Origin of the sequence: Pseudomonas sp. P105 (genome assembly GCF_032614175.1) — a bacterium.
Classification (GTDB): Bacteria; Pseudomonadota; Gammaproteobacteria; order Pseudomonadales; family Pseudomonadaceae; genus Aquipseudomonas; species Aquipseudomonas rhizophila.
On sequence record NZ_CP126693.1, the window covers coordinates 2,729,609 to 2,751,496 of the forward strand.

Consider the following 21,888-nt stretch of genomic DNA (forward strand, 5'->3'; position numbering starts at 1 on the left):
AATCGGAATACCGATTTTCTCCAAGTACCGTTTTGCAGCGGAGCTTGGAGGGAGCCGGTAGATGCTGTGTCATGATTTCGCTGATCAGGGGGCAGGCAATGATCCAGTGTCATCCGCCGACTAAGAATGATCGGCGAGGTGGTACCGGTTCCCAGCAGTGGGGCGGTCAAATCAACGATCTGATCGAAACCGGAAGCAGTGACCCAATCGCGCTATCAGCGTATTGGGTAGCCGTATTCGGCCCTGTTAGTGAGCGTGTATCGCAACGTGCACTTTTTTGAAACACGAATGTTCCGATCGGATAGTTCGCTCAATAACCTTCTGCCGCTCTGAGCTCCTACCTAGCGCCGACAACCTTCAGCTTGGGAAGATCCTGCGCAATCCAACTCTGAGTCTAAGTTCTTAAGCATCGGCGATGGATAGCAAGCTTTCGAATTGGCGTGGTAATTGCCTGCAAGTTTGGCACTCATATGTCGTACTTGGGGAAGTGAATGTCGCTATCAAGCAATTCTATGCAGTTATCCTCCGCCGAAAAGCGCTGGTTACCTTGGTTTGGCAAGACCGGAAAACTGGCGATGAGCTGGTCCTGCCGACTCAATCGGTCTGCCTACCCGGTGATTGAGCAAACATTCGAGGCTATTGCCGAAACCCGAGTCAAACTGCTGCACAACTGGACTCGGGAGCAGTGGGAACACTTGGCCGAACTGGCCGCGACCCTTAGCCGCGACTTCTCCCATCTCGACAATCATCCGCTGCTGGACAAGCTCGGCCAGGCCGAAGACTTTTCCGAACTCTTTGTCGTCGATACAGGCGGCGCAGTTATTGTATCGACCTGGAGTGGTCATGGTAAAAGCAGCCCCTGCAATCCCAAGGCACTGGCCGAAGGTTTGAAGGCTCCGTTTCTCCACGGCCCCTACAGTGACCCTCTGACCTTGCAGATTGGTCCCTCATCATCGCGCTTTCACGATGAGGTCACGCTGATGTTCTACCAGCCCCTGAAGGCTGACGGCAAAGTACTTGGTTATCTCTGCGGCCGCGTGCCGAACGATGTCTTGGGTGACCTGATCCAGCGTGAGGCCGGGCATATTTTTGCCGAGTCGGGGGATAACTACCTCTTCATGGTTCAGTCTCGCTTCGATCCGGCGATCCAACCTGGTGTCGCACTGTCCCGCTCACGCTTCGAGGACGGTACGTTCACCCACGGTGAGAACCTCAAGAGCGGCGTACGTACCCCTTGGAAGAGTGTGCAGATACAGCGCCACACCGAACTGGAGCTGCGCTTTACTGACCCGGCGACCCAACAACTGCACCCCGGTGTACGAGAAACCATTCGCACCGGCTCCAATCTGTTCGTCACCTATCCCGGCTACTCGGACTACCGACACATTCCGGTCGTCGGCAAGGGCGTTACTTTCCAACTGCCCGGTTCGCCTGACCGCTGGGGTATGATGTGCGAAGCCGATCTGGAGGAAGTCTATCGACGGCGCTCGCTGAGTTACGGGTTGATGAAACCTTACCTGGCAACAATGGCTGGCTTGTTCGCCTGCAATTTCCTGGTCCAGCACTACAGTGGTCTGGAGCAGAGCCTGATTGATGCTTGCGAGATTTTGAGCATGCTGACGGCTGCGGTCCTATTCAGCACTTTTGGTCCGAAGCGGTTGGCTGCGCGTCTAAACGAAATGACCGGTGTGATCAGGACCATCGCTGAAGGCGAGGGCAATCTGCGGCAGCGCCTTGATACCTCGCGAATGGCCAACGATGAAACCGGAGATATGGGCCGTTGGATCAACAGTTTTATCGACCATCTGGATGCGGTCGTCGGACAGGTGATCAAGGCCAGCCACAGCGTCGGAAAGACCAATCAGCTCATGCTCGGACGCAGCCAGGAAGCCAGCCTCACCTCCGGTGAAGTCGCGGATGCGGTGCATCGCATGATGATCATTGTTGAAGAGCAACTGGGCGAGATCCAACAAGCCTCGGCCAGTGCCGAACAGATGAAACAAGCGATGGATGAAGTGGTCAGCCGAGCCCGCGAGCAGTTCCTCGCAGTGCAGGTAGGTACTCAGTCAATTCGCGATGTCGTGGAGCGCTCTTCTTCGAGCGTGCAGTTGCTTGACAGCCGGATGGCACAAATCGGCAATATCACTGGCCTGATCAGTGACATCACCAATCAAACCAACCTGCTGGCGCTCAACGCTGCCATTGAGGCCGCCCGCGCGGGCGAACATGGTCGTGGTTTTGCGGTGGTAGCTGATGAAGTCCGAACCCTGGCTTCGCGTACATCCCGCGCTGCGGATGACATCCGGCAGATGATCGAAGGTCTGCAAAGCGAAACGCAAAAAGCCGTGGGTTTTATGGAAAACGGCGTCAAGGATGTTGACAGCAGCCTGCGCCTGGCCGAAGAGGCATCCTTAGAAAATGTGCAACTGCATCAGGCAGTGGAAAGTATGTTTAGCATCATCCAGCAACTCAATGAACGCAGCCTCGACTATGGCAAAACGATTAAGCAGGTCGACCAGTCGTCCGCCGTGATGCGCCAGACGGTGATCGTGCTGCAGAGCAGTGCAGAAACGGTAAGGCTCGACGCCAACAAGTTGCAAAAGCTGGTGGGGCTGTTCGAGGTGAGCAACAACTCCCGGCAAAGTGCTGCTTGAGGCTTTGTCGCGTACTTCAGAGTACGGCAGATCGGTGAAGTACGTGGTTGATCCGGGCAGCCATCGAAGCGCTGGCTCATGTCTTTTGGTGAGGACCCAGCTAATAAAAGACTGAGATATTGCTCACTCTCTTGCTGTGCGGCGAGTACATCGATGATCTAGTTAGTGTTGGGTAAGGAGAACTCGGTACACTGCGGTGCATATTTTTTTGAGTCCTATCATGACCCTCACTGATGCCACGCTCGTGCTGCTGCTCGCGGCACGTATCCATGGGACAGACGAAGCCGTCAGGGCCTCGGCGAAGAGCGTGGTTAAGAAGTTGCCGCGCAGTAAACGCGATCTGATCTACAAGGTGATCGACAGCCGAAGTCCGCTCGAGCTGGTGGATTTTCTGGCGCAGAACCTGGATGCGGAATAACGTGCTGCGGGTGTGTGCCCATATCTGATTCTTTGCGTCAGAGTCCCGCGGCTTAGGACTTCTGTTTTCTGGGAGCAGAAAAAAGAGCCCAACTCGCGTTGGGCCCTGTGAGGCGTTTGCTGCGGTGAGATAACAATTAAGCTCCATCGTTCATGCATAGTGAGTCATCCAAGACCGCTTGCTTCAGTTGCTGCTCCAAGTTTATTACATACTCCGAGGCGCTTCGGGCCTGGCCACTGGCACGAAAGATCGCGCGCTTGTCAGCCTTGAGCTGGCCGAGCCAGGAATCGATGTAGCCCTCGTGCCGCAGCGCTCCCTGTATACCGGTGTAGGCGCATAAAAAGGCAGCGCCCATTTCGGCGATCAACTCCTCAAACGCGTAGCCTGGCGAGCCGAACGGACAGGATGCAGTCACCCCTTCGCGCTGCAACCGAGAGTGGTGCCCAGTCCAGTGCGTCAGCTCGTGCAGTGCGGTGGCGTAATACCCACCTTCATCGTGAAATTGCGCTTTTGTCGGCAGTTGGATGAGATCCCTGATCGGGTGGTAAAAGGCTTCGTCGGCAGATAGATGAACGATGTGTGCGCCAGTTCTTAACAGCAGATTTTCCGCAGCGCTGTTGGCCAGGAAGGGATCAGTCGGTTCTGTGTCGATCAGTATTTCATCGTAAGTGTCGAGCCCTTCTGTTTGCTCGATGTTGAACAGGAAATGCGTCCTGAGGATGCCAAAATGAGTGACCTTGGGTTGACCGTTTTCATCAAGTACGGGTTGGCCTGATTCGGTCTGTTCCTCGCGCTCCATCGGCTTGTAGAGTACCGCCAGGGCGCTGTGCTCACCCTTACGGATGTTCCCGCCGGCCTTTTTGGCTTGGTTGAAGGTCAGCCAACGATCTTGAGTGAACCCCTGCAATCGGGCCTCGGCCCAGAGCAACGGTAAATTGATACCGGAATAGGGACGGCGCGTGATGGCGTTGATGGGATAGGGGTGATGATGACCGACGTAAGCTGAGCCACTTGAGGACCAGGGTTTGATCCAGGGGACAACGCCTTGGTCTAAAGCAGTAACGATCTTGTCAGTCACGTCTTGGTAGATATCGCGCATGGTATTTTCCTCGAGAGAAAACGGAGGAACGCCTTGCCCGTCGGGGAGGGTTCCCCGGTTGGGTGATGGATAGATTGATGCAGGTCTTGCATGCTGTCCGAATGTGGATTTGAGCGCCGAGTACGGTTATGTGCGTTTAGCGTTAGCCTCTCCTGCAAGCGCTATCAGCAAGGCGCCAGGCTGACCCGGTTCTTGGAGTAGGCTGAGACTCAATTGCAGCAACGGGTCGTGGTCTAAGTGATCTGTTGGTTCAATGTGGACTACATCGAACAGCACATAGGGCTCGTGTGGAGAGGCCAGGTGAGCCTCGAAGGCTGCGCGCAATACGTGGCTCAGCCGATCGATTTGCAGCTTCTCAGAGTGATCGGAGCGCTCGAGCAGTACTGCGCGTTGCCACGCGCCAGGAGTGAACACGATGGGCAGCCGAAGGGTGTTCAGTGTTTCCGGTGTAAGTGAGTCGGGCATGGTATGTCTCCGGTGAAAACGCGAAGAAACCTGTCCCGTGCGGGGAAAGATTTCCCCGCAGTGGGTTGAAGAAAATCAAGAGGGCTTACCTCACGAGCAGAGCTCGAAAGGCGCTCTGGAGAGCAGTAGGCGTTCATCACCGTAGAAACGGTCACCGTGCGAGCCACCGAACGCTAATCGCACTTGGGGGAACCATCACCGAAGTGATGTAGCCTTGAAGGCTCTGGCTACCTGGGCAGGTGCTGTCGATGACAGCGATCTGTACCTTGTATTTAGCCGGACGACTTATATGGGTCAATCACTGTAGAGACGCTGTTTCACGGGACTTGTCTTCTGACTTCCAGTGAAGATTTTTCGGCTGGGCACTGATAAGCGGTCAGGCACGGGCCGTTTTCAGTAGTAGGCTATTACTCTTGTCTCAACCATGAAAGCGCTCAGAAGAGGGCGAGACCATGCCGACTCAGCAACCTATTCAGAATTCACGTGCCCACCGCTGGGCGTACGCCTGTGGCATGTCGGTAAAGCGTGGTTACCATAAGTTGAAATCGTTTGAGTCCTGCGTGGCTGAGCGTGCGGTGACGGCAGGTATACCTGCGGGTAATTTACTCGTTCGCGGGAGCTTTCTGATTGCCAAACTGGCATTGATCGGAGGTTTGCTCCTTGTCAGCGTTTGGCTGGTTACTTTTTTTGTGATGATGTTGGCTGTCATCACTTTGATATGGTTCAGGGCTTTTGTTGGTTCCGATCATCAAGAGGAAAGTCCAGGGCCAGACTACCTGGGTGCTGATCTCTACATCGGTGACTTCGACGACAATGGGCATTATATAGGCGACAGCAAGTCATCTAATTGAGCGCTTAGCAGCACCCAATGTTTGATCCGTACCTTTACTCGCTGAATCACTTGCGGCTTTGCTACCGTTCGCCAACATGCCTTGAATCCCGTTGCCGACTGAATATCCTGCCCAGCTCATGGCTCCTAGAAACAACATCGGTAGCACGATGAACATCGCCCCCATCACATACTCAATTACCTGCGCCGTGACCGTCCCATCCATAAACCCGGATGTGGGCAGCGATAACAGCACTTGATTGGAAGCCGAAACTTGGTTGTACAAGGTGTCGAGCATGCTGGAGTCGACCCAGCGCGCCAGTTCCCACCAGAAGGTCAGGATGTGCAAGGTGAATAGCGCGAACGTCACCGTCATGACGGTCTTCAACTGGTAGGTACTGACCAACAGAATCAGCGGCAAGCTGATGATGACGCCCATGATCAGAAAAGCCTGCACCATCGGCAGGGCGGCGCGTAGTGCATTCATTGCGGGAAAATTACTGAAGGAACCCAGTGCCAATCCGGTATTGGTGGCCAGGTTATTGAGACCCTGATTGATCGAGCCGCCGCGGGCACTGGAGCCATAGTCCTGGTACACCTGTCCGGGCGACATGGACATCGATTGCTGGCGCGGGCTGACCAGCTCACGCAGGGTGGAATCCTCGATCTCGTTGCTCGAACGACCAGTCAACCAACCTTTCAGCTGAGTCAGCAGCGAGGGATCGACCTGCTGGATCAAGCGCTCGCGCAACCCAACGCCGCTATCACTCCACCACTGCTTGCAGGTGGGGTAGCCCGCGCCATTCTCCAGCCGAGGTAAGGAAACATCGCGGCTTTCGTCATACGGCCAACTGACTCGCGGTGTGCGTGAACGATCCGTATCGTAGTAGCCGGGCGTGTCGAGAAAATAACTTGAGCCGATCCAGGACGCGTCGTGACTTTGTACCTTGTCCAACTGCGGACGGTTGGTGAACAACCGAGAACGGGAATAGCCATAGCAGTCGCGGGTGAAGTCGGCGACTTCCTGCAGCAGTACCTGGCTGTCGATGCGCGAGCTGTCGATCTCCATGCGCATCTGCCGGATATCCGGTGCGCAGGGGATGGTAGCCGTGGCCGCCGCGGTCACACCTTTGCTCAAGGCATGCACCAGAAACCACCAGATCGGTACGTTGGCGGAGTGTTCGCCAATAGTATTGAAGGTCGTCCCCCAGGCGGTTTCCGTCGGTTTGGCCACACTCACGCCGCAGCGCTGACTCGCCGCATCATCGAACGTCATTGACGAGAGGCTCAACGGAAAGACTGGCGCGCAACCGAATAACACGACGATGTAGGCCAGCCACAACCGGTTCTCGATCCGCGGCACCGAGAGCAGTCCCTTGTTGCCTTCATCCGCGCCTTGCTGACGGGCAGACAACCATTCCTGCAAGATGATTGCACCAAAGGGCGCGGCGAATAGCCCGGTGTCGGACAGGACACTCCAGAGGCCGTTGTTGATGATCCAGGCCAGCAGAGAGAGGTAAAACTCCAGGTAGCTGTTGGTGCTCATGAGCATGGTGGTGACCTCACAGTCGGGTGAGTTCGACGCAGGTAAAGAACACGAGCCCTAATGCTCCGATGCATTTCACGCGCAGTCGATCCTGTGGTCGATGTCGGTAGCGCCGAAGCAGATCCCACCAGAACGCAAAGAGGGCGGCGTAGAGCAGGGCGCGCCACCACCGAAGATAAGGTCGTGCGGATTCGAATGCCTGCTGCCAGACCTCGAATCTACCCAGCGCAGTGCGGCCGATCCAGGCGACCAGTGCGGCGGTCAGGATCATCACCGCGGCAATCCCCAGACCTGAAAGCAGAGTGAATAGCGGTGAGCGTTTCATGGCTCACTTGCGCCTAACGTCAGCATCATTGAGTCGGCCCGGCTCAGGGTCGCCTTGCTCGACGGTACGCGAAGCATCGGCACCACCCGCATGTCGATCGAGCACCAGGCTGGCGGTATTGGTGGCGAGCATCTGCCGGACCTGCAGCTCGGTTTGTAGCAGACGTATTTCGCGCTCCAGGGCGTCGATATTTTTCGTCAAGGCTGTCTGGGCCGGCTCGGCTGAAGCGATGTTCGGTTCGTGACTGCCTGCCAGCAGGGTGCGCAGTAGCAGGAGCGCCTTATCGAGTACGCTGGACAGGGCCGTCTCGCTGGCCAGGCGTCGCGCCAGCAGATCCTGGTCGGGATCGTCGCGCAAGGCTTCGATCACGCCACGGGTCACTGGCAGTATTGGACTCGAGGCTTTAGCCAGATTGTCAGGGGTAGGCGACAGTGAACCGGACAGCAGCCCTTGAAGGGCCTTGAGACGTTCGCTGTAGGCCTCCTGGATCAGCGGTGTCAATCCGCTGCCAGCGGTAGCACGAAGGGTTTCGCAGGCGTCGCAGGTCGAGACTTCGCTCTCGCCCAACACGCGAACGGCCCATTCGGACTCCTCTTGGGGAGAGGCCCAGGTCTGGCAAATAGCCCCACCCAGGCAATCACTGCTACTGATCGAGGCACTGTCATCCACCGTACGGTTATGCAGCAGGTTGTAGCCCGCGCGCACTACGTCGGAGGTCACCCGGATGGGTGTTTGCCCGCTACCTCCAGCCTTCTGGCCGCCGACCCAGGACACCCCGTTGTTGCCGTTATGGGTCTCGGTATTTTTCACCGCAGCCACTGCATCACCGCCAGATTGCTCCAGATTGCCCTGCATTTCTTGGTTCTTGGCCAGAGCGCCCCATCCGGCTTGACCGACCTTGTCCGCCATCTTTTCGGCCATGGCCTGGCAGGTCAGCTTGGAGCGATCGAAGTCGATACGACCTTGCATCACGCCGTTACTGAGCAACTCGTAGAGACCGGGGTTGGCGCGCTGGATGATCAACGCAGGCAACGACATCACCGCTTGGGTCGCGTTTTGCACGATGCTACCCATGATCTGCTGGAAACCTTCGGTGACGCCGTTCAACTGGTTTTGCAGGGTGTTGGTGAGGCTCATGTTTCCGCACATCAAGTTCGCTCGCCAGGACCCGCCGACACCGAGACCACTGGGTCGGTAGAGCGAGCTCGGTGAGCCCACTGCCGAGCCGCCACCAATGGTATACATCACTCGGTCGTCGAGTACTTCGCCTTGAGTGCCCAGGCGGTAATCGCCCTCGGCGGCGTGGGCATGCGTGGCCATAGCGAGCAGTCCGTAGAGCACCAGACTCATCGTGCCCAACCAGAGTCGCGCGAGAAGCCGACTCATGACGCACCGCCTTCGAAGTCGATGCTGAACAGAAAGCTCTGTCCCTCACGTTTGCAGCAGCTGTAGGGCCGCCACAGCGACCAGGCGTAGCCACCATCCGTGCTCTGCACCGGATCACTGGGGAAGATGGCGCACGTGGGCTGAACCTGGGGGTAGAGCAATTGCCATTTGTGGGTCGAAACGTCGTTTTCAACGATCGGGCCAGGTGGCCAGTAGCCGTCGCGTTTGGCGGGCGTGAGCGGTAAGTACACATGCGGCTGCCAATTGCGGGTAATCACATCGCCGGCCCGTTGCGCCATGACTGCGGCCGCCTTGAAGTCGTCGGGCTGTACCAGAAAGCCCTGCCGGGGATAGACGTTGCCCCACATGTTTCCGGAAGCCTGACGTCCGATTTCACGGATCCCCGGCATGAGGGATTCGGGATAGAAACTTTCCGGGATGCCATGGCGCCAGGCCAGTGAGTCTAGGGTACTCAGGTAGTAGGGCATGAAGGCAGTTGCACCGCTGGCGCAAGCATAACCAGATTGAGACGCCAGTTGCGTGGCGGCCCAGCCACCAGGGTGGCCGATGCCATCAACGTTCTTGAAGCGGGGCAGGTTGTCGCGGTGGGTGTTCGGGGTGATCAGGTTGCCGCCGCCTTCAGCACCGCTGATGGGAGAGGAGAGGGTGGCCATCTCGGTCCAGGGGTTATTGCCGGTGGTGGCGTAGCTCGAGACCACCAGCTCAGGAATGAAATGACGAACCTTGGTCGAGGTTTTGACTGTGCAGCCGAAGGGCGTGCAGAGGAGCCAGAAACAAATGCCGATGACCCTGTAGGCGAGGCAATTTGGCGACAACACCGAGGACGTGATGCTGCTGGTATCCAGCGCCACGCTTGGCCCGCACGCCAGCAGGATGCTCAGCGCCAAAGGTCGTAGCTTCTGGGGCGCAATTGACGGGCATACGACAGGCATGATCCAGGCTCTTTGGGCTAATGGCCTGGACACGTTCAATGATTGAACCTACACCGTCAGTGATAAAGCTGAAGCTGGCGTTGTCGGTTTACAAGGATTTTCAGGGCGACGAGGTGGCTATTCGATGCTCAGCGCACGGCGAAGGGAGTCTGGCTCGATAAGTAGCTGATCCGTCGTAACCTCGAGAATATTGGCGAGCTTGCATAGGACCATCAGCGACGGATTGCCCGTGCATCGTTCGATTTGACTGACGTAGGTACGATCCACCTCGGCCATGAGCGCTAACTGCTCTTGGGTAAGGTTCTTTATGCGTCGCATCAAGCGGATGTTTTCCGCCAGTTGCAGACGAAGCTGTTCGTAGTCTTGAGTCATGCGCGCAAATTGCGCCTTGAGGGACTCTCAATCCACGGGATATAGTCTACATTGGTATTGATCTAGGCCATTTGATGCTCATGCCTGTTATCGAGCGTTCATTTGGTTCCGTTATGATTTCGAGGCTGGGTCCAGCGTCTAACAATAAAATCAGAACTCTAGGGTGTGTATGGACGAAAACTACATTTCAATTCCTGCGGCGGATGGTTGCCCAAGTCTTCTGACACCTTGGGGCAACGAATTTGCCCTAATGATCGAACGTGGCGTGCAATGCGCTCAGGTTTGGCTTGATACGCCCGGCGAGATTCCACTGTGGTGGGAACTGGCGCAAACACGCAAGACGTTTCCTGTTGGCGACTGTCAAGATGCTTTTGAAGCCGGATTCCTGTTGAGGATTCAGCAGCGGCTTCGAGGCGCATCGCAATAACTTATCCCTCGCTCTAGAGCGCGATACCTGAATAGATTTCCCTATGCAGGTTCTATTCCTCGCGCTCTATCGATCCGTTCGGCTACCCGGTAAGCCGCTTCCAACTCTGAGCAGCCATTCTCTTGCATCAGTGTCCAGCGCTCGGCTTTTTCCTCGGGCTCTGTCATGGCCAGGGCGAGATAAAGACTGGGCGGCACGGCTCGAAACAGCGTTTCGAGTTTTTTCGACAGCACGACCCCCTCGGTGTATTTGCCCGGCTCCTTGCTGGCGGAGAGCAACAAGGCTTTCTGTGCCGGCGTGAGTTTCTTGAAGCGAGCGATTTCTTCGATTTCCGCCGGTGGCATGTTCAAGCAAATCCACCACTCGATCATGTTGAGCATGGTCTGCGCGGCAGTGGGGAAGTCGGCAAGGTTCTGCGTGGCGAGCCAGAACCAGGCGCCAAGCTTGCGCCACATCTTAGTGCCCTTGACCACGAACGGTGCTAGCAACGGGTTCTTGGTGATGATATGGCCCTCGTCGGTGACCATGATGATCGGTCGGCCCAGGTACTGATCGCGCTCGGCGAGATTGTTCACGGTGTTCATCAGGCTGATGTAGCTGATGGACATTTGGGCTTCGTAACCTTCACGAGCATAGGTGGCCAGGTCGACAATGGTTACATCGCTCTCGGGCCAAGGCGTGCCCTCGCGATCGAACAGTTCGCCCTCGAAACCCTGGCAAAACAGGTCGATGGACTCGCCCATTTCCTGGGCACGCTCACGACGCTTCTCCGGCAAGTGCGTGTCAGCAGCTACGCGCAGCAAGGCGTCGCGCACGTCGCGAGTCAGTACCTGGCGACCCGCCGCGACACACGTCTGCGCCGCATCCAGGATGCACTCGCGGATCAAGCTGCGATCGGCCCGACTCAGGCGCGCCTCTTCCTTGGCCTCGCCACCGGTGATCATCAGGCGAGCGGTGATTTCCAATTCGCCAAGAACATCGCGTTGGTCTTCGCGACTGGCTACCGCCTCATCGTCCAGCTCATCAATCGACAGACTCGCCACCTGATCCGGTTGCTCGACCAGGCGCCAGGCATCGACAAAGGGCGCGAGGCTGACCGAGGCACCAGGTTTCAATTGGACCTTATTGACTGACAGACCTTGTGTCGCGAAGTAATCGCCCTGCAAGCCGAATGAGTTGCCGGCCTCGACGATAAATAAGCGTGGGCGGTACACCGCCATGATCTGCATCAGCAGGGTGACTAGGGTGGCCGACTTGCCGGCACCGGTGGGGCCGAACAACAGCAGATGGCCGTTCATGGCCCGGTCCAGCCGTGACAGAGGGTCGAAGCTCAGTGGCGAACCGCCGCGGTTGAACAGGGTGATGCCCGGGTGGCCGGTGCCGGTGCTGCGACCCCACACCGGAACCAGGTTCGCCAGGTGCTGGGCGAACATCAGCCGCGTGTACCAGTTGTGCGTGTCGCGGGCCGGGTTGTAAGCCATCGGTAGCCAACGCAGGTAACTGTTGCAGGCGGCGACTTCATCGCCTTCGCGTACCGGTTGCAGCCCCGCACCCAGCAGCGCGTTGGCCAGGCTGACCGAGCGCTGGTGCAATTGCTGCTCATCGTGACCGCGCACGTAAAACGCCAGGGTGCCCCGGTACAGCTTGTGCTGGCGGCCGATGATCGCGCGAGCCTCTTCGACATCCTGACGGGTCTGGGTCGAGGCCAGGTTTTCACCGATGGCTTTGCGGGCCAGGCGGTTCAACTGCTCCTCAAGTACATCCTGCGGTTTGACCACCAAGGTCAGACTCATCACCGTACCTGCGGGTAACTGGTCGAACAGTGCGTTCACCGCATCGCCCTTATGGGTTTCGCCGGTGAGTTGGCCAATCAAGGGTGCCCGCCGCAGTTTGTCCACCACCATCACCCGGTGGGGCTGATCGTCGAAAAACCAGAGTCCGCATTGCACATCCGAGCGCGGTTCGTTGAAGAACAGCCGCTCGGCAAAGTCGTGATCGAAGGGCAGTTCCAGCGACTCGCCATCGCCCGGCTCCGGATAGACTACGCGGCGGTAGAAATCCTCGGGTGCTTCATCGGTGAGCGTGGGGGCCGGATTGAACCAGGGCAGCAGCCAGGCATACAGACCTCGGCCATCGACTCGCGTCGATTGCACCCCGCACGCATGCAACGAAGCAGCGATACGTTCGCAAGCCTGATGCAGGGATTGCACCGGGGTGAGTCCCGTCTCCTCAGCGTCAGACTCAAGCCAGCGATAGACCACCAGGCGCACCCGTCGGTTATTGCCACGCCAGGGAAGGCGCGTAACCACCTTATCCTCAAACAGACCACCTGGCTTGGCAATGGCCTTCAGATGACGGCGGCTGAGCTCCAAATATGCCTCGGTGAAGACCGTGCCTCGCGCGCTGTCCCGAATATAGCCAGTGAGCCGGTTCAGGTAGGGGGTGAAGTCGTTGTCGTCCTGACAGAAAAACTGCGCCACCCAAGGTGCTTGATCCAGCTCGTCAAAGCTATCCTGCAGGGCATCCTCAAGGGCATCGCGGGCCGCCATCAACCAATCGGGTTCGCGCCCTTCAGTGCCGATGGGCAGTAACTCGAACACCGCACTCACCGAGCGATTGTCATCGAGGAGAAAACACTGTTCGGTGTCGAGGTATTCGACCCAAGGCAGGTGATCGGTGAAGCTGGGGTTGTGCGCGTATAGTGCGGCTTCATCAGCCAAGGTCGCGCGAGGGCGCAATGGATTGCGCCAAGCTTTCCACGCAGGAGTTCGGTTCCCCGAATCGCCGGTACGCACTACAAGTCTTCCTGGCGTTCACCCGGAAATGCGTACTGCACACGTTGGTAAAACGGAAAAACGGTCGAGTAGCCCGGGACCGGTGCCTGCTCGGTACCGCTTAGGTGCGGATACACGTACAGCACCAGATCGGGATTGGGCAGGCGAGGGAACAGGTTACGGATCTCGTTTGTCGCTGTGCGCGTGTACGGTTCTTGGAGTGAGGCGGAGAAATCTGCCTGGACCAGCGGACGCCGTAACTGCTGCCGAGCATCCAGCAGTTGCTGCTGAGTGCCTTGCGAACCGGCACCGTTCCAGATGTCCAGCATGGTTTGCTCGCCATGGGGCAAAAGCGTGTCCTTGTCGGTGGAACACCCCGTCAGGACCCAGCAGAGCAAGCTAATCCAGGTCAGGCAGAGAAGCATGGTCTTTTTCATGGCGAACGCTCCGGCCCTTGGGCTCGTAGTCGATGGTGATCTCCTGGTCGAGGTGCAGCGCGACTTGGGCGGCAGGTGGTACGTACACGGCAGCAAAGGCTTCGCCATACAGTTTGTTCACCCACTCGCGGATGTCGCTGACCCCACCACTGAGAATTGAATTCAGTGCGCTATTGCCACTGCTATTGGTGACCCCGAGCGTACTGCCGCCCGAACTGATCACACTGCTATTGTTCTGCTCATCCCCAAGCAAGGCGGCGACACCGGCGCCGGCCGCGGTGATCAGGCTCTGGCTGCCGAGGTATTGCTGGGCGTTCGAGCGGCGCTCGCCAGCGATGCAAGGAATGCCATACGGATCGGACAGGTAACCGAGCCCACCGCGGATCTTGTCGGTGTTCGAGCTCTGGGTAGTGGAGGCATTACGGCTGGCTACTGCTTTCGGCTGAGGCACCGTGCGGATGGTGCCATCGGTAAACACAAAGGTAATTGACTCGACCTGTCCGCGTACGCAGGACAGGGTCCAGTCACCGGACGCCGTACCGCTCATCACGGCACCCGCGACGTCCGGCAGGTCGATGCCGTTGGCGGTCAGGTTCTCCGGACCGACCAGCACCTTGAAGGGATAGGGGTCATTCACGGTGCCGTCCACCGGGACTCGGCCGATCAGCGCGGTCATGGCGACCGAGCCCATCAGCGTGGCGTTTTCGGGGATCGTGTAGACCGGCTTCGCGCCTTCGGTACGATCAATGGATCGCGTCAGGTCGCGCTCACCCTTGGTAACTGCACGTAGCTGTTTCTGGCTGCGATCAATCGCGTTGTCTTTCAAGCCTTCCAGAGAGTTGAAAGCGGTAGGCAGGCTCAGTGCGGAGGAAGTCGTGGTTTTGCCTCTGGCGTCGGTGGACGGAGCATCCGAGGGTTCAATCCACTGCAGCGCATCATTGGTAGAGTGTCGCCCTTCGAACTGAGCGCCGTCGCCGGGCTCAAGCCCCAATCCGATCGGCATGTCCTTGCTTTTGCCAGCCAGCCCCGACAACTGTTCCTGCAATTGCGTCAGCAGGCCGCGAGCCTGACGACTGTCTTGTTCCGCTTTGAGTCGGGCCTCGTTGGCTTGGCGGCGGCCTTCGTCGACCTGCTGGGTCACACTGCCAAGCGCGGTCTGGATACGCGAATCGACACTGTTTTCCCGCTCGCGTAGGCGGTTGTTTTCCGTCTGCAGTGAGTCATTGTGTTTCTTCAAACCGAGCATGTCGCTGCGCATGGCCTTCACCTGGCCGACCAGGGTGGCGACGGTGTCGCGTGGGGTATCGCCCGCAATGCCGAGCGACTTGGCTTGCTCGGCGGATAACTGAAGGTTGCCCTGATCAACTGGGTTTTCTGGAGAGCGAGTGCTGCCACCCGCGACCCAGGTTTTCAGGATGATCAACACCACGGCCAGCAGCGCAGCCGGTACCAGCCATTTGAGCAAGGCGTTAGCTTTCATCGTCAGCACCTCGCGCAACGGGCGGGAGCAGCACGGCGTGTTCGAGGCCGGTACCGCGAGTGACAAGGTAGGCGATCGTGGTGTCTTCGGCACTGCCGACCGGCCCGAGGAAAGCATGCTGGAAGGCCGCGGCGAACAGCTTGGCCTGAAGCCGGCGCGGATCGAGTTGCACCGTCGCTGGACCACGATTGCGCAACTTCACCGCCGTCACCCAGTAATCACCGAGTCGCCAGGCGGCGATGGGCGTGCTGGACACGTTTTCGGTCGGCAGCAAGGTCGGCAGTTCAGTGCGCAACTTAAGCGGTACGCGGCGTATGCCGGGCAGGGACTCCACGGTGCGCAGCGGCGCGTACAGGCTTTGCGCGGCATAGCGCGTCAAAGCGACCGGGATCGGCGTGCGCTCTGGAGCAGGGACGGTGCTAGATTCAGCCTCGGTAGTTTGCACCTGAGCATTCTTGAGAATGCGCACGGGCTCCAGCGGTTGATCGCCGGGTGTGGCCGCGATATCTAGTAGGATGATCTCGCCCGTCGCGACTGATTGCAGTTGCAGTCGGGTCGGTGCAATGGCTTCCGACGCTCGCAGGTACAGCGTGCCGCCGGTTGATTGCACGCGCAGCTTGCCCGTCAGGGTTGAGGGCACACCGACTCGAACATCCTCATCGACAAAGACCACCCGCTCCTGATTGATCACCAGTGGGACCGCAAGGGGGAGGCGTTCCCAGTGCATCAGTTCGACGGCCTGTGCTGCAGCTCCCAATAGCATCAGTGCGGCGGTGAGTCCCAGGGTAGAAATCCGCTTCATGGCTCACCTCCAGGCAGGGAGATTTTTTGCGGAGTGCCCTGGTAACAATCCAGTGCCAGCCCCCACTTATTGCGCTCGGGATCCAGGTCGAAACGCACTACGCGTAATGGATAACGCACCACCACCCGTTTCACCGGTTCCGCGGCGTAATACTCATCGGCATTGAGGTCGAGCCTGACCAACCAGCTGTCGCGGTCGAGTTGCTTGACCCTGAGTTCCGGATCCTCGCTGTAGCCTCGGCCCAGAATTTCGTAGACGCCACGCACCCGCTGGCGCAGTTCGCCAGCGGCCTTGCGGTACTCGTAGTCGCCGTCGAGGAAGGCCTTGCAGGCGGGTGTCAGGTAGGACTGCAAGCCATAGATGGCGCGGCGATAATCCTGCTCGCCATCCGAGGGCCAGCGGTTTAGTTGGCCAAAGATGTAGAGGGCAAAGGCATAGACATTCTCTGAGGGAATATCCCACCACTTGCGAGTGCTGCCCGAGCGCAGATCTGGCGGTACATGTACGGTCAGATCGGTCGGTGCCGAGCGCCAGCCATACCAGAGTCCGGCACAGACCAGGGCAAGGATCATTACCGCCAGGCGCAGGCTGAAGATATGGGCCTGTTGGGCATCCACCTTATTCCGAAACTGGCTCATGGCTGCCACCGGGACAGGGCAGGACGCAGTCGACGCGAACGACGAACCGTCCAGACGCCGGTGTGGAGGATCAAACTACCGCGACCCAGGCGCCAACGGCTGGCCAGGACCCATTCGAGCTTGCGGTACAACCAGGTCTCGGGGCGAGCCCGTTTGGCTCGGCGCAGTAGCGTGCCACCGGCCAATAACACCAGCGCCATGCCGGCGATCATGCCGGTCGGCGCTATGGCAATGGAAGCGGTGGCAATCGCTAGAGGAACGCCCAGCAGCAGGCCAATGACGGCGCCGGCGCCGAGTGCTACCCACATCTCATCATTGGTCAACCCTCGCAATACGGCGGGATCACGATTGAGTCGCTCTGGAAGAAAGACCAAGGTGCCGTCGGCAAGGCGTTCGATAGTGTCGTTCATGCCGACCTCACAGAATGGCGGCCGCCTTGGTCAGGAACCAGATGATGATCACCACCAGCAGGGCACCGATGCCGACCACTGCACCCAAGTCCTTCCAGGTCTTTCGTTGGTTTTGCACGTCGGCGTACACGGTCAACGAGTGCCACGCCACCCCCAAGAAAGCGAGTAGGGCGATCAGCAGACCGAGCAGGATGCCGCCGTCGTAGGCATAGTTTTTGATCGTCTCGATCAAACCGGAGCCTTCGCCGCGCGAAGGGGCTTCCATGGTGGGGAGCTCGGCTAAAGCCAGGCTTGGGCCGAGCACCAGCAGCAGACCGATCAAGCGTTGAGTTGCACGATTACGCAGGTTGTTTTTCAGGGGGACAAGACACTTGAACATGACTGCGATCTCCTGGATTAGGACAGGGTGAAGAACATTAGGACGATTAGGGCGAGCAAGACGCGTGCGGCGCTGCCACCGAAGGCTCCAAAGCGCACACTGCCGGCTGCCCAACCCCGGTAGGCCGTCCACATCACCCAGGCACACCAAAGCAAAGCCAGAACCAGAACCAGGGACAGCCACAGCGTCGAACTGCTCTGTGCCGAAAAGCCGGAGGCGTTTTGGAACGCTGCGATCTGAGCGTCAGTCATGCTCATGGCGAGGGCTCCGCAGGCGGAGTGTCGAAGCGATAATCACCGACCAGTTCAATGGGATCGCGGGGTTGCGCACGGGAAGGGAACAGATAGCCCTGCACACCTTGGCGGATATGCTGAATGTCTTGGGAGAGGCGGGGGTAGTCGAAGCGATAGCGATCGTCTAGTTGAGACGCGCTGGCTGCCTCAGCTCGTTCCGCAAGGCGTTCGATAATGTCGAGTTGCTGCTGGACTAGGCTGAGCTGTTCCTGCTCATGAGCCGATGCGGCATAGCCGCTGCCATGAGCGATGGCCAGTGAAAGGAGTAAAAAGCAACGAAAGACGGTAGTCGACATGATGCTGGTCCATGTCATGTGGAGATGGAGCCAGCATCAAGTTAGCGGTTGAATTTTTCAGCAGTAATTGCGAGAGGTGATGTATCGCATTTTTGGAGGCGAGCGGAAGAAGTTTACCCACACCTACACCAGCAATCGATTGGGTGAAAAAGAGAGCCCAGTCTAGCAATCCTTCCCCATTAGTAATGTGTTGCTCATAAGGCAATGAGTGGATTCACTTCTGCTTAAAGCGCGTATGGGTGACGAAGAGTCAATCATCGCTTAGCATGGAGGCGTTCACTTCTCATTTCCCTAACTCGAAGGAAGTTTCACATGTCTCGTTTGGCTGAATTTCGCAAGCTTGAACAACAACTGGCCGAACAGCTCGCAGAGCTCGAGTCGATGAAAAGTGACTCCGGTCTGAAAAAAGAAATGGAATTTGAGAGCAAACTACGTGCGTTGCTTGGCGAGTACGGCTTCAGCTTGAAGAACATCATTGGCATCCTGGATCCAGAAGCTGGCCGTCGTACCTCGACACCAATAGCTACCCCCGTAAAGGCAGTCCGTAAGGCTCGCGAAGTGAAGATTTACAAGAATCCAAACTCTGGTGAGATGATCGAAACCAAGGGAGGAAATCATCGACAACTGAAAGAATGGAAAGTCGAGTTTGGCGCAGACGTGGTTGACTCGTGGCGTACTCAGTAAGATCGGTTTGATGACCAAGGGCCTGTAAGGGCCCTTTTTTATCGGTGAGAATGATAAATCCAGAGTGCAAGTCTTGACCCGGTCCTGCACCAGTTTAATTGCTGGTTAGATCCTTGAATTTCGCCCAAATCTTGGAAGCCTGCATTTCATCTGATGCTCTAACCCATAATGGGAGTCGAGGACGACCTCTAGCAGTTTTATTTGCATTCGTATGGTGTGTCAGTTTTCGGTCGCTGGATAACTATCCTGGCTGAACGGGGTATGTAAAGAAAAAACTGGTTTTTCCGAATCAGAGATACTTCTTGAATGTCGTTGCCGTGATTGCCGTAACGATGCCGAGCATCAAAGCACAAGGGAAAAACACAGCCATGGGATTGAGCGAAAAGGGTAGGGACAAGTAGATAACCCAGGGCACGATCAGCAGTGGTATCACGGCTCGTTTAGCTCGATGGTAGACAAAGCTACTTTCTCGCCCTGCGCCAAATTTACGTAGGTCCCGGCGCATCAGTCCATCGACAAAACCAGTGAACATGGCCAGCAGAAACAGGGGGATGGCCAGGACCAGAATGGTTAGGCGCACCACGAAGGTAAAGGTCACATACACAGCCGCCAGCACGAAATCCTCAATGGTTACGTAGAACTGGTTGATCCACTCCCAGAAGCCGTTGCCATGGCTCGGCACCCGCGCCTGCTGGGCAAAATCTGCAAAGCCGGTCTTGACCAACAACCACTGATTGAGAAAATCCAGTACCTGGATGATCGTTTGCCCAGGCTGCTGGAGGATGAGTGAAGATTTGAAGTGTTCGCTAAGCCAGCCCAGTTCATTGGTCAGCATGGCCTGGCTGTGCCGCCAGCCCTGATCGCCCCAAAAGAACATTAGGCCTGCAATCTCGATCAGGATCGAGAACAGCAACGAGGCGATCAGTACACCGATAATGCGTAAAACCAAGCCAATCGCCGAGACGATTAATCCTGGGTGCTGTATCGGTTGTGGCGGCGTGTTCTGAGCGGAAGTCGCCATCGTTCACTCCATTGCGCGCCGCAGAGTTGATGCCGTCACGGCGCCTTCCGAAGGTGTGTTTGCTGAGTCGAAACCTAGGTCAGGTAGGGCTACCCCACCTGATCCAAATCGAAGTCAATTGTTGGCCCACCACCGCTTGCGCTCCACCATTGCCCCGCCTGCTCGTTGTAAACCGCCCGCATTCGCTGGGTGAGCTCCTGCAGGTCCTTGGGCATGGCATCGTCGTTGGAGGGTTTTGGCAACGGCATGCGGACTTTCCAGAGCTGCCCACCGGCCTGGAAGGAGAACATTTGCCCCTTGGGTAAACTGACGATATGAGCCGGCTCGATCAAGGGCACGCTGGTGCTACTGACGCGGTCTTGCGAGGAGGACGTGAAGTCCGTGTTGGCCTCAGGATCGGAGGTGTCGGTGGCGCCCGACACCAGGGTCTTGGTCAGCACGTTAACCTTGGGCAACTGTTGGGTGAGCAGTTCCGCAGTGGCGGTTTCGCGCACCCGCAGCATCTGCAGGGTGTTGAAGTTGCCAATAACCTGGCCAGCTTTAGCGCGATTGCCGATACGTGCTTCGATATCGCTTAGGGTCTGGGTGTAGGCGGTTACCTGGATACCGGCTCCGCCGCCCTTATTGATCAGCGGGATGAATTCATCACCCATCAACTCGTTGAATTCATCTGCGTGGAGGTTGATCGGCAACTTGTCACTGTTGTTACCCGATTGGGGCAGGCCATGGTCGATGCCGTGTTTGTAGATGTGTCCGGCGACCGAGACCAGGTCGGCGAACATGGAGTTGCCCACAGCGGCGGCCACCTCGGCGTCGGTCAGCGCATCCAGACCGACGTAGACGATGCCGCGTTTTCGGATGATTTGCATCCAGTCGAAGATTGGCCGCGGGTCATCTAAATCGGTGTAGTTGGGGGCCAGTAACTGTGCGGTCTTGCCGGTGGTGAGTTTCTCCAGCAGCGGCAGTAGCGAAGCCACGATTTTGTCGAAGTAAGTACGGTCGTAGCGTACCGCCGAACGCAGTCCGTCCAGTACCGGATCAAATACCCGTTTCACCGCCAGGTACTGCTCGATGGCCACCACGCGCTTTTCGCGCCCGACCATATGCCGGGGAATGTTCTTCTCGGTCAGCTTGCCTTCAAGTTGGACGATCACCTCCCAGGCCTTCGGGTCGGTCTTGGCGAAAAACTGCTGGGCATATTCGATGAACAGTGCGTCGATGTTGACCACATGCCGTTGGATCTGCAGGTAGTCCGGGCGTCGACCCAATTCGATCAATGCACGGGCGATGATGTTGACGAAACGCCAGGCGAACTCACGGAAGGCCGCTGAGTTACCTTCACCACTGAGCTGCCCAGCGATGCGCGATGCCACCTCCGAGATGCGTCCGAAGCGTCCCACGGCGTTGTAGCGGGCGGAGATCTCCGGCCAGCCCAGATGGAACACATAAAACTCCTTTTCCCGACCGGCCCGTTTGGCTTCGACGTACATGCGCTTGAGCAGGTCGGCATCGCCCTTCGGATCGAAGACGATCACTACCTCGTGTTCAACGCGGTGTATGTCCTGGGTGATGTACACCTCGGCGAGTCGCGTTTTGCCAACACGGGTCGTGCCCAGCACCAGGGTGTGTCCGACCCGTTCGCCCAGCGGCAGGCTGACTTCCGTTTCGTCGGGCTCGACCCCGTGTAACAGCGGTGAGCCACCGACTGGGGGTAAAGGGCGCAACGGATTAAAGGCGCTGTCCCAGGCGGTGACACGGGCCAGTGTCGAGAACGGAAACGGTGCATGTTCCAGGCGCCGTTCGAGTGCTCGGGCCAGGCGGTAACGGGGCGGTTGGTCGACATAATGAGCGACCGCCGGATCCTGGGCCTCGACCAAGCGCTGGGTGTGCAGGCGGGTCCAGCGAAAGCCACGACCCATGAACAAACGCTTACGGCTGACTGGAATCTGTCGGCTGGTTAGTTCGTAGCGAGGCAGCCGGCGGATATTGCGCCGATAATGCAGCACCTCCCAAGCTTGTCTCAGCCGGATAAGGCCGAACAGGGCATAGGCAAACGCTGCAACCAGACCGATCTCGGGTGACAGGGCCACAGCCCAGGGCGAGTACACGCACAACACCGCGGCGGCGATGCAGATCGCTACGGTGTACAGCTCCACCGCTGGCCGGAGCTTGGACTCCATCGCATGCTCGGCCATGACCT

At 57.9% G+C, this 21,888-nt stretch carries 23 protein-coding genes; 5 read left to right on the forward strand and 18 right to left on the reverse strand.

Annotated features, from left to right (window positions below; all coding sequences use genetic code 11):
- The first annotated feature begins 2,006 nt into the window (after positions 1 to 2,006).
- Together QOM08_RS29085 and QOM08_RS12360 are read left to right on the forward strand one after the other, a co-directional pair.
- On the forward strand, positions 2,007 to 2,654 hold the full coding sequence (locus QOM08_RS29085; protein WP_410479141.1) for a methyl-accepting chemotaxis protein: 648 nt from the start codon (positions 2,007 to 2,009) through the stop codon (positions 2,652 to 2,654).
- 220 nt (positions 2,655 to 2,874) lie between these two features.
- Positions 2,875 to 3,072: a hypothetical protein gene (locus QOM08_RS12360; protein ID WP_213551390.1), complete on the forward strand. Its 198-nt coding sequence runs from the start codon at positions 2,875 to 2,877 to the stop codon at positions 3,070 to 3,072.
- A gap of 136 nt (positions 3,073 to 3,208) precedes the next feature.
- Here QOM08_RS12360 and QOM08_RS12365 read toward each other — a convergent pair whose 3' ends face one another.
- Both QOM08_RS12365 and QOM08_RS12370 read right to left on the reverse strand, forming a co-directional pair.
- Complete coding sequence (locus QOM08_RS12365) at positions 3,209 to 4,171, reverse strand: ArdC family protein (RefSeq protein ID WP_316913021.1); 963 nt, start codon at positions 4,169 to 4,171, stop codon at positions 3,209 to 3,211.
- A gap of 126 nt (positions 4,172 to 4,297) precedes the next feature.
- The gene (locus QOM08_RS12370) at positions 4,298 to 4,636 is read right to left on the reverse strand and encodes a hypothetical protein (RefSeq protein ID WP_316913022.1); all 339 of its coding nucleotides are present in this window, start codon (positions 4,634 to 4,636) and stop codon (positions 4,298 to 4,300) included.
- Between the two features lie 452 nt (positions 4,637 to 5,088).
- Between QOM08_RS12370 and QOM08_RS12375 the strand changes: the two genes are divergently transcribed.
- Positions 5,089 to 5,487: a DUF3742 family protein gene (locus QOM08_RS12375; protein ID WP_316913023.1), complete on the forward strand. Its 399-nt coding sequence runs from the start codon at positions 5,089 to 5,091 to the stop codon at positions 5,485 to 5,487.
- Here the strand turns inward: QOM08_RS12375 and QOM08_RS12380 are convergent.
- The 5 genes from QOM08_RS12380 to QOM08_RS12400 all read right to left on the reverse strand — a co-directional run bounded on the left by QOM08_RS12380 (position 5,476) and on the right by QOM08_RS12400 (position 10,047).
- The gene (locus QOM08_RS12380; RefSeq protein ID WP_316913024.1) at positions 5,476 to 7,017 is read right to left on the reverse strand and encodes a conjugal transfer protein TraG N-terminal domain-containing protein; all 1,542 of its coding nucleotides are present in this window, start codon (positions 7,015 to 7,017) and stop codon (positions 5,476 to 5,478) included. The genes QOM08_RS12375 and QOM08_RS12380 overlap by 12 nt on opposite strands.
- A gap of 10 nt (positions 7,018 to 7,027) precedes the next feature.
- Positions 7,028 to 7,336 (reverse strand): hypothetical protein, encoded by a 309-nt coding sequence (locus QOM08_RS12385; protein ID WP_316913025.1) that lies wholly within the window; start codon positions 7,334 to 7,336, stop codon positions 7,028 to 7,030.
- A gap of 3 nt (positions 7,337 to 7,339) precedes the next feature.
- Positions 7,340 to 8,722, reverse strand: a complete 1,383-nt coding sequence (locus tag QOM08_RS12390; RefSeq protein WP_316913026.1) for an integrating conjugative element protein — start codon at positions 8,720 to 8,722, stop codon at positions 7,340 to 7,342.
- The gene (locus QOM08_RS12395; protein WP_316913027.1) at positions 8,719 to 9,675 is read right to left on the reverse strand and encodes a TIGR03756 family integrating conjugative element protein; all 957 of its coding nucleotides are present in this window, start codon (positions 9,673 to 9,675) and stop codon (positions 8,719 to 8,721) included. The genes QOM08_RS12390 and QOM08_RS12395 overlap by 4 nt, the downstream gene beginning before the upstream one ends.
- A gap of 117 nt (positions 9,676 to 9,792) precedes the next feature.
- Entirely contained in the window at positions 9,793 to 10,047 is a 255-nt protein-coding gene (locus tag QOM08_RS12400; protein ID WP_316913028.1) for a helix-turn-helix transcriptional regulator, read from the reverse strand.
- Positions 10,048 to 10,216: 169 nt separating this feature from the next.
- On the opposite strand from QOM08_RS12400, the gene QOM08_RS12405 reads away from it, so the two are divergent.
- Positions 10,217 to 10,474 carry a LasR-specific antiactivator QslA gene (locus tag QOM08_RS12405; RefSeq protein ID WP_082636668.1) on the forward strand — a complete coding sequence of 86 codons (258 nt, stop codon included), beginning with the start codon at positions 10,217 to 10,219 and terminating at the stop codon, positions 10,472 to 10,474.
- 41 nt (positions 10,475 to 10,515) lie between these two features.
- Here QOM08_RS12405 and QOM08_RS12410 read toward each other — a convergent pair whose 3' ends face one another.
- The 9 genes from QOM08_RS12410 to QOM08_RS12450 are packed head-to-tail and all read right to left on the reverse strand — an operon-like array spanning position 10,516 to position 17,983.
- Positions 10,516 to 13,269: a conjugative transfer ATPase gene (locus QOM08_RS12410; protein WP_316913029.1), complete on the reverse strand. Its 2,754-nt coding sequence runs from the start codon at positions 13,267 to 13,269 to the stop codon at positions 10,516 to 10,518.
- The gene (locus QOM08_RS12415) at positions 13,269 to 13,685 is read right to left on the reverse strand and encodes a TIGR03751 family conjugal transfer lipoprotein (RefSeq protein ID WP_316913030.1); all 417 of its coding nucleotides are present in this window, start codon (positions 13,683 to 13,685) and stop codon (positions 13,269 to 13,271) included. Before QOM08_RS12415 ends, QOM08_RS12410 begins: the two co-directional genes overlap by 1 nt.
- Entirely contained in the window at positions 13,648 to 15,165 is a 1,518-nt protein-coding gene (locus QOM08_RS12420) for a TIGR03752 family integrating conjugative element protein (protein WP_316913031.1), read from the reverse strand. The genes QOM08_RS12415 and QOM08_RS12420 overlap by 38 nt, the downstream gene beginning before the upstream one ends.
- Positions 15,155 to 15,967 (reverse strand): TIGR03749 family integrating conjugative element protein, encoded by an 813-nt coding sequence (locus QOM08_RS12425; protein WP_316913032.1) that lies wholly within the window; start codon positions 15,965 to 15,967, stop codon positions 15,155 to 15,157. Before QOM08_RS12425 ends, QOM08_RS12420 begins: the two co-directional genes overlap by 11 nt.
- On the reverse strand, positions 15,964 to 16,605 hold the full coding sequence (locus tag QOM08_RS12430) for a PFL_4703 family integrating conjugative element protein (protein WP_177120871.1): 642 nt from the start codon (positions 16,603 to 16,605) through the stop codon (positions 15,964 to 15,966). The genes QOM08_RS12425 and QOM08_RS12430 overlap by 4 nt, the downstream gene beginning before the upstream one ends.
- Entirely contained in the window at positions 16,602 to 17,015 is a 414-nt protein-coding gene (locus tag QOM08_RS12435; RefSeq protein ID WP_316913033.1) for a TIGR03750 family conjugal transfer protein, read from the reverse strand. The genes QOM08_RS12430 and QOM08_RS12435 overlap by 4 nt, the downstream gene beginning before the upstream one ends.
- Before the next feature lie 7 nt (positions 17,016 to 17,022).
- Positions 17,023 to 17,394 carry a TIGR03745 family integrating conjugative element membrane protein gene (locus QOM08_RS12440; protein WP_316913034.1) on the reverse strand — a complete coding sequence of 124 codons (372 nt, stop codon included), beginning with the start codon at positions 17,392 to 17,394 and terminating at the stop codon, positions 17,023 to 17,025.
- Between the two features lie 17 nt (positions 17,395 to 17,411).
- The gene (locus QOM08_RS12445; RefSeq protein WP_068933284.1) at positions 17,412 to 17,651 is read right to left on the reverse strand and encodes a TIGR03758 family integrating conjugative element protein; all 240 of its coding nucleotides are present in this window, start codon (positions 17,649 to 17,651) and stop codon (positions 17,412 to 17,414) included.
- Positions 17,648 to 17,983 (reverse strand): RAQPRD family integrative conjugative element protein, encoded by a 336-nt coding sequence (locus QOM08_RS12450; RefSeq protein WP_068933283.1) that lies wholly within the window; start codon positions 17,981 to 17,983, stop codon positions 17,648 to 17,650. The genes QOM08_RS12445 and QOM08_RS12450 overlap by 4 nt, the downstream gene beginning before the upstream one ends.
- Before the next feature lie 312 nt (positions 17,984 to 18,295).
- Between QOM08_RS12450 and QOM08_RS12455 the strand changes: the two genes are divergently transcribed.
- Positions 18,296 to 18,667: a histone-like nucleoid-structuring protein, MvaT/MvaU family gene (locus tag QOM08_RS12455; protein ID WP_316913035.1), complete on the forward strand. Its 372-nt coding sequence runs from the start codon at positions 18,296 to 18,298 to the stop codon at positions 18,665 to 18,667.
- A gap of 289 nt (positions 18,668 to 18,956) precedes the next feature.
- Here QOM08_RS12455 and QOM08_RS12460 read toward each other — a convergent pair whose 3' ends face one another.
- On the reverse strand, positions 18,957 to 19,688 hold the full coding sequence (locus QOM08_RS12460; RefSeq protein WP_316913036.1) for a TIGR03747 family integrating conjugative element membrane protein: 732 nt from the start codon (positions 19,686 to 19,688) through the stop codon (positions 18,957 to 18,959).
- Positions 19,689 to 19,777: 89 nt separating this feature from the next.
- Positions 19,778 to 21,883, reverse strand: coding sequence for a type IV conjugative transfer system coupling protein TraD (traD, locus tag QOM08_RS12465; protein WP_316913037.1), 2,106 nt, complete (start codon positions 21,881 to 21,883; stop codon positions 19,778 to 19,780).
- Between the last annotated feature and the right edge of the window lie 5 nt (positions 21,884 to 21,888).

Excerpts from the sequence above, each read along its gene's own strand:
- QOM08_RS12425 (WP_316913032.1), bottom strand. The coding sequence starts at position 15,967 with ATGAAGCGGATTTCTACCCTGGGACTCACCGCCGCACTGATGCTATTG.
- QOM08_RS12450 (WP_068933283.1), bottom strand. The coding sequence starts at position 17,983 with ATGTCGACTACCGTCTTTCGTTGCTTTTTACTCCTTTCACTGGCCATC.
- QOM08_RS12405 (WP_082636668.1), top strand. The coding sequence starts at position 10,217 with ATGGACGAAAACTACATTTCAATTCCTGCGGCGGATGGTTGCCCAAGT.
- QOM08_RS12435 (WP_316913033.1), bottom strand. The coding sequence starts at position 17,015 with ATGAACGACACTATCGAACGCCTTGCCGACGGCACCTTGGTCTTTCTT.
- QOM08_RS12420 (WP_316913031.1), bottom strand. The coding sequence starts at position 15,165 with ATGAAAGCTAACGCCTTGCTCAAATGGCTGGTACCGGCTGCGCTGCTG.
- QOM08_RS12415 (WP_316913030.1), bottom strand. The coding sequence starts at position 13,685 with ATGAAAAAGACCATGCTTCTCTGCCTGACCTGGATTAGCTTGCTCTGC.
- QOM08_RS12370 (WP_316913022.1), bottom strand. The coding sequence starts at position 4,636 with ATGCCCGACTCACTTACACCGGAAACACTGAACACCCTTCGGCTGCCC.
- QOM08_RS12440 (WP_316913034.1), bottom strand. The coding sequence starts at position 17,394 with ATGTTCAAGTGTCTTGTCCCCCTGAAAAACAACCTGCGTAATCGTGCA.
- QOM08_RS12395 (WP_316913027.1), bottom strand. The coding sequence starts at position 9,675 with ATGCCTGTCGTATGCCCGTCAATTGCGCCCCAGAAGCTACGACCTTTG.
- QOM08_RS12380 (WP_316913024.1), bottom strand. The coding sequence starts at position 7,017 with ATGCTCATGAGCACCAACAGCTACCTGGAGTTTTACCTCTCTCTGCTG.
- QOM08_RS12445 (WP_068933284.1), bottom strand. The coding sequence starts at position 17,651 with ATGAGCATGACTGACGCTCAGATCGCAGCGTTCCAAAACGCCTCCGGC.
- traD (WP_316913037.1), bottom strand. The coding sequence starts at position 21,883 with ATGGCCGAGCATGCGATGGAGTCCAAGCTCCGGCCAGCGGTGGAGCTG.
- QOM08_RS12365 (WP_316913021.1), bottom strand. The coding sequence starts at position 4,171 with ATGCGCGATATCTACCAAGACGTGACTGACAAGATCGTTACTGCTTTA.
- QOM08_RS12385 (WP_316913025.1), bottom strand. The coding sequence starts at position 7,336 with ATGAAACGCTCACCGCTATTCACTCTGCTTTCAGGTCTGGGGATTGCC.
- QOM08_RS29085 (WP_410479141.1), top strand. The coding sequence starts at position 2,007 with ATGGATGAAGTGGTCAGCCGAGCCCGCGAGCAGTTCCTCGCAGTGCAG.
- QOM08_RS12375 (WP_316913023.1), top strand. The coding sequence starts at position 5,089 with ATGCCGACTCAGCAACCTATTCAGAATTCACGTGCCCACCGCTGGGCG.
- QOM08_RS12430 (WP_177120871.1), bottom strand. The coding sequence starts at position 16,605 with ATGAGCCAGTTTCGGAATAAGGTGGATGCCCAACAGGCCCATATCTTC.
- QOM08_RS12400 (WP_316913028.1), bottom strand. The coding sequence starts at position 10,047 with ATGACTCAAGACTACGAACAGCTTCGTCTGCAACTGGCGGAAAACATC.
- QOM08_RS12460 (WP_316913036.1), bottom strand. The coding sequence starts at position 19,688 with ATGGCGACTTCCGCTCAGAACACGCCGCCACAACCGATACAGCACCCA.
- QOM08_RS12390 (WP_316913026.1), bottom strand. The coding sequence starts at position 8,722 with ATGAGTCGGCTTCTCGCGCGACTCTGGTTGGGCACGATGAGTCTGGTG.
- QOM08_RS12455 (WP_316913035.1), top strand. The coding sequence starts at position 18,296 with ATGTCTCGTTTGGCTGAATTTCGCAAGCTTGAACAACAACTGGCCGAA.
- QOM08_RS12360 (WP_213551390.1), top strand. The coding sequence starts at position 2,875 with ATGACCCTCACTGATGCCACGCTCGTGCTGCTGCTCGCGGCACGTATC.